This window comes from Amazonocrinis nigriterrae CENA67, assembly GCF_016056305.1.
GTDB lineage: Bacteria > Cyanobacteriota > Cyanobacteriia > Cyanobacteriales > Nostocaceae > Amazonocrinis > Amazonocrinis nigriterrae.
On record NZ_JAECZC010000103.1, the window covers coordinates 1 to 9,233 of the forward strand.

The window sequence follows — 9,233 nt, forward strand, 5'->3', positions numbered from 1 at the left end:
GATTCATCTACAAATACCAAATTATGTGGGTCTATACCTAAAACCCAATCTCGATAATCAAAGCGCATTTGATTGACTCGTGAACTGTCTTGCTCGCTAGCATATAGTGTTTTTTTTAGTGGTCAACTTCAACCTTTGAACTGCTCGATGCATAGTCGTAACACTGACTTCGACACCACTTTTGGCTGCAAAACCAGAGCATAATTCTTCAAGTATTGCATCTGGTTGCTCATCAACTAACTGCTCAATTACTGCCAAACTACTATTCCTGATTTTAGCGATCGCACCTCCTCCATGAGGCAAAGATGTCACCTGTCCCGTGTCTCGATAGCGACGAATTAACCTTTTAATGAAGGATACACTCACTTGAAAGCGTTCAGCCAATTGGCGTTGCGACCCTTGTTTGGATTCATAAGCATTTATCACACGTTGGCGTAAATCTGTTGAGTAGGGAGCCGGCATAACTATGAGTATTTTTGCTGCTCCTTCAGTTTACTAAATTTGGTGTCTATTCAATTGAAAAACGCTGTAAGATAAAGCACAGCAGGTAAAAAACTCGGAAAGATAAAATATAGTTTCTTTCCGAGTTTTTTACCTTGATACCTTTAATATTTGGAATGGCAGAAATATCACCAGATATTTTTGCTCATAGTAGGTGTAATATCTGAACATTAGTTGTCTCTGGAACACCATTCTCAAAAGCCTTGAGAAGACAAGAGCTGACAAAAATAAGTTTTGTTAAGGAGTTTGTCATGAGCCGTTTTAATCAAGTACTGATAGTTGCTCTAATCAGCATGATAGCTTTGGTTGGATGCAACAACGCCGAAAAATCTACTACGCAGACTTCACCTGCCGAAAATTCTAGTTCTCAAACAGCAGCCACTCCCACTGCAACAACCAACACTAAAACAGCAGCCACTTCCACTGTAACAAAGGAATTTCAAGGTCTACAGGGTGTTGTTACCAATACTAAGACAGCAGTTGAGGCGGGAAATTTTAGCAAAGCTAAAGGAGAATTTGAAAAATTTGAGGACTTCTGGTCAAAAGTTGAGGATGGAGTTAAAGCTAAATCTCCCAATACCTACAAAGAAATTGAAGATAAATCTGATGAGATCAAGGCAGGGCTTAAAGCTTCTGCTCCAAATAAACAGAAACTTCTAACAGCCTTAGAGTCTCTTAACAAGAATATCACTAGTGTAGCTAAACCTTAAGAGCTAAATACATAGACGTATCGTAGTTCTGATTTAATTTTTTGTGTGAGGCAGAAAAATGTCAAAAGCAAAAGCTATCTGGAGCTTTCTTCGCCAAGCTCCATTAATTGTGCTTGTTGCCCCAATTGTTGGTTATAGTAGACTGGCGATCGCATCACCTGCAAATAACACCACCTCAAACTCTGAAAGTAATCAAACTGAGCAATCTCTAGATCCAATAGCAACTACTGATGCAGTAGCGCAAGTGACCTCTGTATCTCAATTATCAGATGTGCAGCCCACTGATTGGGCATTTCAAGCCTTGCAATCACTAGTAGAACGTTACGGCTGTATTGCTGGATATCCCAATGGAACATATCGCGGCGATCGAGCCATGACCCGATATGAATTTGCAGCGGGTTTGAATGCTTGTCTAGAACGTATTAATGAACTCATTGGTACTTCAACTAATAATTTGGTCAAGAAAGAAGATTTAGCCACATTACAAAAATTGCAAGAGGAATTTAGCGCCGAATTGGCCACCTTACGCGGTCGAGTGGATGCGCTGGAATCACGCACTAGTGAACTGGAAGCTCATCAGTTTTCTACTACAACCAAACTCAATGGTGAAGCTATTTTTGCCGTGGCTGGAATTGCCTCTGGTGATAATGCCAGTGGAGAAAAAATTAATCGCAATACTATTTTAGGCGATCGCATCCGCCTCAACTTTGACACTAGCTTTACAGGTAAAGATTTACTCAGAACTCGACTTCAAGCCACAAATTTGAATGCCTTCTCTGGAAACTCTACATTCACACCACAAGGTGACTTCCGGTTTGCTGGTGGTACTTTTGCTAATGACAACAACAACGATGTCGGGATAGACGCGCTGTTATATCAGTACCCTCTCGCCAAGAATACAAATGTCTTCGTGGAAGCAAATGCAGGTGCAGCCGATGATTTTACTAATACAGTCAACCCTTACTTAGATGGAGATGGTGGTAGCGGTGCTATTTCTCATTTTGGGACTCGTAACCCTATTTACTATCTAGTCAATGGTACGGGTTTAGGCATCCAACACCAGTTCAGCAAGAATTTGGAACTAAGTTTGGGGTATTTAGCTAATGATGCAGCCAATCCTCAAAATAAAAGTGGTTTATTTAATGGCCCTTATGGAGCCATTGCCCAGTTAACTGTCAAACCTACCGAAAAATTTACCCTTGGTTTGACTTACGTTAATTCATACAACAATGATTTTACTGCCAATGGTAGTACAGGCAGTAACCGTGCTAACCTGCGTTCAGCTTTACTGAATAATCCTAACTTACCAGATGCTTTAGCTCCATTTTCTGGTGCCGATTTACCCACATCCAGCAATGCCTATGGTGCAGAGGCATCATTACAACTGAGTGATAAATTTATCTTGGGTGGCTGGGCTGGCTACACTAATACTCGTATACTGTCAAGCAATGGAAGTGGAGTTAATCGGGGAACTCTTGATATCTGGAACTGGGCGGTTACTTTGGCATTTCCCGACCTTGGTAAAAAAGGCAATCTAGCAGGTATCGTGGTTGGTATGGAGCCTTATGTGACAAGTTCAAGTGTTGCTCAAATCGGCAAAGATAAAAACAATTCATACCATGTAGAAGCATTCTATCAGTATAAGGTGAGCGACAATATTAGTGTTACTCCAGGAATTATTTGGTTGACTTCGCCGGATAATAACAGCAATCACAATGATGATGTCATTGGTGCATTGAGAACCACTTTTACTTTCTAAAAGTCAAGTAGAAGGATGTGGGGTGTTGTAGGGTAATTGGTAGAAAGCTCTGTACCCTTGTTGGTTTCGCTTCTGGGTGTATAAAAATATAGCAGTCGAAGCATAGTTTAGGATAGTGGTGATTGCTACTAGCCTTGAAATAACTTGCTTTCTACTCAGCAACGCCACTTGCACTCAACGGGGAGACAGCCTTGTTTTGTGGGTTTCCCGACTTGAGCAGACTGGCGTTGCAGGGTATGGGGTGTTGTTGGGGTTGACACGAAGCTATGTTAGAGCAGAAGCACCCGCTAAGAGCGCGATCGCACAATTAAATGTAAACTCGTATGCCCATGTATCAATTTCCACAATATTTCTGGCGTTGTGCCTTAATAGTTCTTCTAACATTAACTTTATGTGGATGGGGTACAAAGTCAGCACAGGCGCTGCTGAGGCAACATCATGATTCTCCAGGCGTTTTACGCTATCACTCGCAAGTATCTATCAAGGATGAAAAAGGATACGCTTGGCAAGTACTGCTGTTCAAGCAGAATTACAACAATCCAATTAAAGAATTAAGGTTGCGCTTGGTTGGGTTTCCTGGCGTGGTTGAAGTCGCTCATCCCCAACCATTAGAAATTGAAACAGTGGGTGGAAAATTACTTTTGGCATTGGATGGCTACGCTTTAGCTGCACCCGCCCTTAATGTGGGTGAATATGAACTAACTGATGTTCTACCCAAACTGCCAACTACGGATGCGCTCAAACTCCATATACCAGTTAAGAACGGACAGCCATTAGTTCTTAACATACCCAACTCTGTAGTAACTGAGTGGCAATGGCTACTGACAGAGATTGATTGATAACCCGTAGTTCATCCTGCGATGCCTTTACCGCTGTCGTAAGTCATAGCTCTGGGTTTTCTTTTCTTGAGAGGAACTACGGATTTTTTGGGCGGTTGAGGAGCGCGGCATTGCTCACAGTACAGTGGTCGGGGGCCATAAGTCTCGCGTTGTGTGGGCTGCTCACATTGTTTACACACAAAGTTGAAAATGCGGGTGTGAATTTCGCGTTTGTGCGCTCTAACTGTGTATTCTTTAACGTCGATGATTTTGCTAGGCATTGGCTACTTTTATGCTTCTACTCCATTAAATATAGTTTTTCTGCATACTTATGCAATACAAGTGCATCATCTCATTGAAATAGTCACCTCATAAAGGCAGAGGGGGTGCAATTCGATGTGAGTGAATCACGGTAATCAGTCCGTAAATAACCTCACCAACCAAATCTATTTCTAGATTTGGTTGAACTCTCAGATAGATGCAGGTGAAAGTCCTGCCCACCTGACTCAGGTGTGACTCCTTATCTGTCCACGCGCTCCCAGACTCGACTTCTGGAAAGTGAAGCTGGAAACAGGGCGCAATCAGACATCTGTTGTGAGATGACACTGGTGCTAACAGGGAGTTCCCAAGGTGAAACAGAGCCTCAAAAAGCAACCCAGCCTTGAGCGGGACACAACAGACAAAACCCGACTCCATTGGAGATTATTCCCGCCGCAAATGTCCTCAATAGCGGTATGAGTCTAGGGAATCCATTGGTTGAATTGGCTACGCCTAAAGGAACGAAACAATCTCTGTGAGGGAACGAATAAAAACGAACTGAGGGTCTAGGGAAAGGTCGAACCCCAAGTAGGCTGGACGAGCAGCGTAATTCCTTCGGTTCGGGTAGGACAACCCGTAATTGGGTTGAGGTGTTCAGAATACACACGATTGAAGTAAGAGCGATGATTAGACAGATATTTCGTCTTAGCTGACTGCTCAGGAATTAGACCTTTCCTGAGAGCAACAAGTGGATTACTTCGTTCCTAATAGCCATTGGTTTGTGTTTTTAGGATGATACTTTCCACCTATGTTCAGGAAACGCATATCAACTGAGAGAGAACCTCGTTGATTCCCTTAGTTTTTGCCCTTTTGGGACTTCCAGCGTATCAGCCTGATTTCGCTGGGTAACGTTCAAGGCGGTTAGACGTATCTTCGCGTTAGCTATCCATAAACACTTGCTCAGTGTCACTGGTTTTAGGCTACCAGCTACTTTCACCTTTCATCCCCGCTTCAGGCGTTGATGGCTAGTCGCGAACCTGGGGGAAGTGCTTTCGCTCCTGCGTCTGGAGGATAGGACTTGAGTTTTCTAGGGTACTTGCTCTCACCTACATGGCTATTAAGTTGTCATCAGTAGGGTCTTTAAGAGTGCGCCCAACCTATGTTGGTTTCCCTATTGAAGCCGTCCATCCCTGGAATGAATCCATTTCGGACGAACGAATCGCATTCTACTGTACTTTGTATAACGCAAAAGGCGAGGTTATCGAAGATTTAGGGGATGAAGTTTGGGTAGCTTGGCAGCATTGGCAGGACAAACCTAAAAAGACTGACCGTTATTTCAAAACCGAGTTGCGTCTGTGGGTTGATTCAAGCCAGTAGCTAACAACTTACACCCACATCACCACTACAACACAAGCAGCATGGCTCAAACTGCTGCCGATATTTTCATGCGCTTAATTTTGGAGGAATATATGCAATTAATCACATCAACTCAAAAGAATACTGAGAGCTTATTCGACCAAATCAAGAAAATTGATGAACTTGGTAACGAGTATTGGTTAGCAACCGAATTGTTAACAATTCTTGGTTATCGAACTTGGAAGAGAATCAAAGACACTGTTGAAAGAGCAAAAGTTAGTGCCTCTAATTCTGGTCTGGAATTATCCTACCATTTTGACGATGTTGTCCAAATGGCGCAAATTGGCGACTCCCAGGCTTTTCGGGAAGTGCTGAAAGATTTTAAGCTATCGAGACACGCTTGCTATTTGGTGTCCATGAATGGTGATCCGCGCAAGCCAAAAATAGCCGCAGCACAGAATTACTTTGCAGTGAAAACCCGTGAAGCTGAGTTAGCACCATAGGCCCAAGAGTTGATTCAAGAACTGTTAGAGAAAATTAAGCAGCAAAACCAAATCATTGAAGCACAAGGGCAAGCGATCGCACAACTCCAAGCCCAAAATGAACAACACGTAAGAGCGATCGCACAACTCCAAACCCTGCTACCCCCATCAGCTGACTTTATGCCCCCAGGCTGGGATGCCGAGGTATGGCGCAAGCTGCCTGCCCCTGACAAACGTCACTTTTGCTACTTGTCTCGTCGTCGGCGTTTCCGCCCGTCGCAGCAGGGGCAAGGTGAAGCCCCGGCTCTACCTGCTGTCACAGCTGAGCAGATGAAGCAGAAGCAAAAGGACGAGTTACAGCGATTGGTGGGCAAAGTGTCGCCCGAACAGAAGCAGCAGCTTGAGGCGGCGAAATTTGAAGCTTTGAGAGATTTTTGGTCACAAGCGCCAGAAGAAGACCAGCGCAATATGCCGTTTTAGGCAAGTCAATTTTTACAACGAGTATATGGGAGGTAGCAGATGGGTAGCATTGCCTCTGCTGAGAGATTTTCTGTCCTGGTGATTCTGCGGCGCGAATACTTGGACATCACGGGTAACTTCTGCGCTGCCAAGCTCATCGAGTACTTCAGGCATTGGACAAAGTGGAAGGTGAAAAATCATCGTACTCCTTGGGTATACCAGCCACTTAAAAAGATTTATGCTGATTTGATGGGTGAACATAGCCTTCATGTTATTCGGGCTGCGATCGCTCTACTTGAAGAACTGGGCATCATCGAAAAGCAGAAGAACCCCGGCAACGGACAGGATAGAACATGGCAGTATAAATTAAACTTCGATGTACTCAATAAGTTACTTGAACATGGCACAGGCAAAACTGAACATTCGAGATTCAGTGTAGAACAACACCATAGATCCAATCCTGAAGCTTCTAAGCCACAACAACACGATGCTGTTGAACTAAAAAAAACAAATGAGGCTGAACCAGAGATAGAAGAACAGGCCCCGGTTACTCACTACGTTGATGACCTTGAACCGGATTACTCGTCTAACGAGATAGACCCTTATGAGGGCCATTCTTCCGCCCCCGGCGATGTTGTGCAAAAAGCGAATGACGCAATTGTGTCACAGCCAGTTCGGACAGCTTGTTACGTTGACGAGTCGGAACTGGATTTGGCTGACTTTGACGAGGAGAACGCACTCTTGGCTGACAATTCCCATAAGCCCACCAAACACGAGATTAAAGAAGTTTGTACCGAGTTGAAGAGGTTGCGGATTAATCCTGAACCATGCTTGGGGGTGGTGAGGAAGTATTGGGGGAACGTACAGGGTGCGATCGCACGGGTGAAGGAAGCGATCGCAGAAGGCTGGTGTAATAATCCCACTGGGCTGTTCATCAACAGCTGTAAAAGTGGGGCGAAGGGGAAGAATGCCGTTACCTCAGATGTTAGCGCGTGGTTTCGTTGGGCCTACAACAAAAAGATAGTCGGGGCAATGTCGGGTGGTATTGTGTATACACCAGATGGGGAGCCTGTAGATTTGCAGCAGATGATGCGGCAGTTTCCCTGTCCTGAATAAGAAAATTTATCACGCACTCTTTGGCGCTAAGGGTAAGAATGCTGTGACTTCTGGTGTTAGTGCTTGGTTAGAGTGGGACAAGAAACAGCGGCGCCGGCGATGTCAGCGGGTGTGGTGTATACGGCAGATGGTGAGGCAGTGGCGGTTGCGGAAATGATGCGGCGGTTTCCAGTGGGAGAGTGATAGCACAAGTTGTTGGTGATTGCTGCAAGGTCAAAAGCACAAACAGGGTGGACGCAGAGACTCAAGATGGCGGAACAATTGCCCGAAAATCCTGTGGATGAATTTTCAATGCAGTGTTGGACTGATGACCCTGCGAGTGCGGAGCGTTATCAAGAAACTGATGCAGAAATTTCCGCAGTGGGGATTGGTGGCGGTGGAAGGGGTGTTGGTGAAGTTGGATTGGAGGAGTAACGGGTTTTATGTTAGCTACTAGCCTATCTCTTAACTTGCACATTTTATAACCCTTATACAGTAAGGCTTTGAGAAATCTCAAAAAAATGTGCTTGTTTCATATTTTGCGGGAGCGTTAATCGCGCCCGTGGGAGGCTCATATCTTGCACCTCTACGTACAACCCCAGGTAAAGTAAAAAGATGCGCGATAAAGATACCTTACTTTTATAGGCTCTTGTTGCTAAACCAAGGCTTTTGCTTTTTTACTGAGTAATAAAATTACATCAATTTTTCTTGGTGCAAGATGTGAGCTATCCTTGTTCTGTCACTTTCGGAAAACAATAATCGTAGCTAAACATTGTAACCTTTATCTAATCAAACTTTGAGCCTTTATTTTCTAATAGAAAGTAAAATTTATAGTCAAAAGCTGAAAAGGAAAGCTCCAAAAGGCTTTAAGGGATTGGCTTTTCCCAGTTTGACATAAGCCAAAACATGATGGGTTCTTGTCAGATTTTGGTGATGATGAAAGGTTACGCACTTTAAGGCAGAAGGCAGAAGGCAGAAGTCGGAAGAGTAGAAGTAATAATTTCAACCCTTGAGTTTGTTTAAAGTAGCAACTAATATACTTTGCATTTCCTCCACCTCATTCAATACAGGAGTGAAAAGGTCTTTATCAGCTAAATCTACTTCTTTGGCAATGATTAATTGCGTATCAAGTTCTCTTAAAGAACCTAACGCAATATGTAAGAACTGGATATATTCTGGCTTGGAACGCCTACCATAGCCTTCAGCTATATTGGACGCTACAGATACAGAAGAACGTCGGATTTGGCTGGTTAAACCATACAATTCTGACTGAGGAAATAGGCGGGTAAATTTATAACAATTGATAGCAAGTTGAACCGCCCTTTGCCAGATAAACTGATTTCTATAACTCATATAACCAAGTGTAAATTGTGAAAATTTTCTCCTCAAATAGCCAACAAAAATCGTCGTTCTAGTAAGTCTATCTTGGCTCGACCATACATCTGCCGCTTTAACATTTTCAGTCGATTAATATGCCCTTCAACGGGGCCATTGCTGACTGACATAGTTACACCTGCTTTGACAGCATCGTAGTCAGACTCTAAACTAACAGCAAAGGAGCGCAACAAAGAAACCGAACTGTTTTTAGCTTTGTTTAACCAAGCATCGAGCTGCTCGCTCAGACGTTGACGCACAACAGATGCAAACTGTTGAGCTAGTTCAATAGCTGACTTCAAATCAGAATGGGCTGTTTGTAGTTGAGCGATGATTTCATGCTCATTAGGCTGTATTAATTCTGGTCGTCGCAAGACTAAAGCTGTGACGCGACTGGGGGTGAGAGGACGATGGGAGGAAG

At 43.8% G+C, this 9,233-nt stretch carries 12 protein-coding genes; 8 read left to right on the forward strand and 4 right to left on the reverse strand.

Translation table 11 applies throughout. The features are described from left to right. Positions 1-96: 96 nt before the first annotated feature. The gene (locus tag I8748_RS32320) at positions 97-462 is read right to left on the reverse strand and encodes a helix-turn-helix domain-containing protein (RefSeq protein WP_198125864.1); all 366 of its coding nucleotides are present in this window, start codon (positions 460-462) and stop codon (positions 97-99) included. Between the two features lie 290 nt (positions 463-752). Here I8748_RS32320 and I8748_RS32325 point away from each other — a divergent pair, with 290 nt between their 5' ends. From I8748_RS32325 to I8748_RS32335, 3 genes are all read left to right on the forward strand, one after another. After that, positions 753-1,211 carry a DUF4363 domain-containing protein gene (locus I8748_RS32325; RefSeq protein ID WP_198128569.1) on the forward strand — a complete coding sequence of 153 codons (459 nt, stop codon included), beginning with the start codon at positions 753-755 and terminating at the stop codon, positions 1,209-1,211. Positions 1,212-1,269: 58 nt separating this feature from the next. Further along, positions 1,270-2,970, forward strand: a complete 1,701-nt coding sequence (locus I8748_RS32330) for an iron uptake porin (protein WP_198128570.1) — start codon at positions 1,270-1,272, stop codon at positions 2,968-2,970. Between the two features lie 323 nt (positions 2,971-3,293). Next, the gene (locus I8748_RS32335; RefSeq protein ID WP_198128571.1) at positions 3,294-3,809 is read left to right on the forward strand and encodes a DUF3122 domain-containing protein; all 516 of its coding nucleotides are present in this window, start codon (positions 3,294-3,296) and stop codon (positions 3,807-3,809) included. Between the two features lie 11 nt (positions 3,810-3,820). On the opposite strand, the gene I8748_RS32340 is transcribed toward I8748_RS32335, so the two are convergent. Beyond that, positions 3,821-4,069 carry a hypothetical protein gene (locus I8748_RS32340; RefSeq protein WP_198128572.1) on the reverse strand — a complete coding sequence of 83 codons (249 nt, stop codon included), beginning with the start codon at positions 4,067-4,069 and terminating at the stop codon, positions 3,821-3,823. A 1,087-nt stretch (positions 4,070-5,156) separates the two neighbouring features. Here I8748_RS32340 and I8748_RS32345 point away from each other — a divergent pair. The 5 genes from I8748_RS32345 to I8748_RS32365 all read left to right on the forward strand — a co-directional run bounded on the left by I8748_RS32345 (position 5,157) and on the right by I8748_RS32365 (position 7,873). Further along, positions 5,157-5,423, forward strand: coding sequence for a hypothetical protein (locus tag I8748_RS32345; protein WP_198128577.1), 267 nt, complete (start codon positions 5,157-5,159; stop codon positions 5,421-5,423). Between the two features lie 41 nt (positions 5,424-5,464). Next, complete coding sequence (locus I8748_RS32350) at positions 5,465-5,905, forward strand: BRO family protein (RefSeq protein WP_198128573.1); 441 nt, start codon at positions 5,465-5,467, stop codon at positions 5,903-5,905. Between the two features lie 9 nt (positions 5,906-5,914). Next, positions 5,915-6,364 (forward strand): hypothetical protein, encoded by a 450-nt coding sequence (locus I8748_RS32355; protein ID WP_198128574.1) that lies wholly within the window; start codon positions 5,915-5,917, stop codon positions 6,362-6,364. Positions 6,365-6,403: 39 nt separating this feature from the next. Then, positions 6,404-7,459: a hypothetical protein gene (locus I8748_RS35540; protein ID WP_225896620.1), complete on the forward strand. Its 1,056-nt coding sequence runs from the start codon at positions 6,404-6,406 to the stop codon at positions 7,457-7,459. Between the two features lie 249 nt (positions 7,460-7,708). After that, a complete protein-coding gene (locus tag I8748_RS32365) occupies positions 7,709-7,873 on the forward strand; it encodes a hypothetical protein (protein WP_225896621.1) in 165 nt (54 codons plus the stop codon). 567 nt (positions 7,874-8,440) lie between these two features. Here the strand turns inward: I8748_RS32365 and I8748_RS32370 are convergent. Further along, entirely contained in the window at positions 8,441-8,791 is a 351-nt protein-coding gene (locus I8748_RS32370) for a four helix bundle protein (protein ID WP_015137800.1), read from the reverse strand. Between the two features lie 32 nt (positions 8,792-8,823). Further along, positions 8,824-9,233: transposase (locus tag I8748_RS32375; protein WP_198128575.1), on the reverse strand; the 410-nt coding region annotated here is incomplete at its 5' end.

Coding starts and splice junctions, on each gene's coding strand:
- I8748_RS32320 (WP_198125864.1), bottom strand. CDS start 462: ATGCCGGCTCCCTACTCAACAGATTTACGCCAACGTGTGATAAATGCT.
- I8748_RS32325 (WP_198128569.1), top strand. CDS start 753: ATGAGCCGTTTTAATCAAGTACTGATAGTTGCTCTAATCAGCATGATA.
- I8748_RS32330 (WP_198128570.1), top strand. CDS start 1,270: ATGTCAAAAGCAAAAGCTATCTGGAGCTTTCTTCGCCAAGCTCCATTA.
- I8748_RS32335 (WP_198128571.1), top strand. CDS start 3,294: ATGCCCATGTATCAATTTCCACAATATTTCTGGCGTTGTGCCTTAATA.
- I8748_RS32340 (WP_198128572.1), bottom strand. CDS start 4,069: ATGCCTAGCAAAATCATCGACGTTAAAGAATACACAGTTAGAGCGCAC.
- I8748_RS32345 (WP_198128577.1), top strand. CDS start 5,157: ATGGCTATTAAGTTGTCATCAGTAGGGTCTTTAAGAGTGCGCCCAACC.
- I8748_RS32350 (WP_198128573.1), top strand. CDS start 5,465: ATGGCTCAAACTGCTGCCGATATTTTCATGCGCTTAATTTTGGAGGAA.
- I8748_RS35540 (WP_225896620.1), top strand. CDS start 6,404: ATGGGTAGCATTGCCTCTGCTGAGAGATTTTCTGTCCTGGTGATTCTG.
- I8748_RS32365 (WP_225896621.1), top strand. CDS start 7,709: ATGGCGGAACAATTGCCCGAAAATCCTGTGGATGAATTTTCAATGCAG.
- I8748_RS32370 (WP_015137800.1), bottom strand. CDS start 8,791: ATGAGTTATAGAAATCAGTTTATCTGGCAAAGGGCGGTTCAACTTGCT.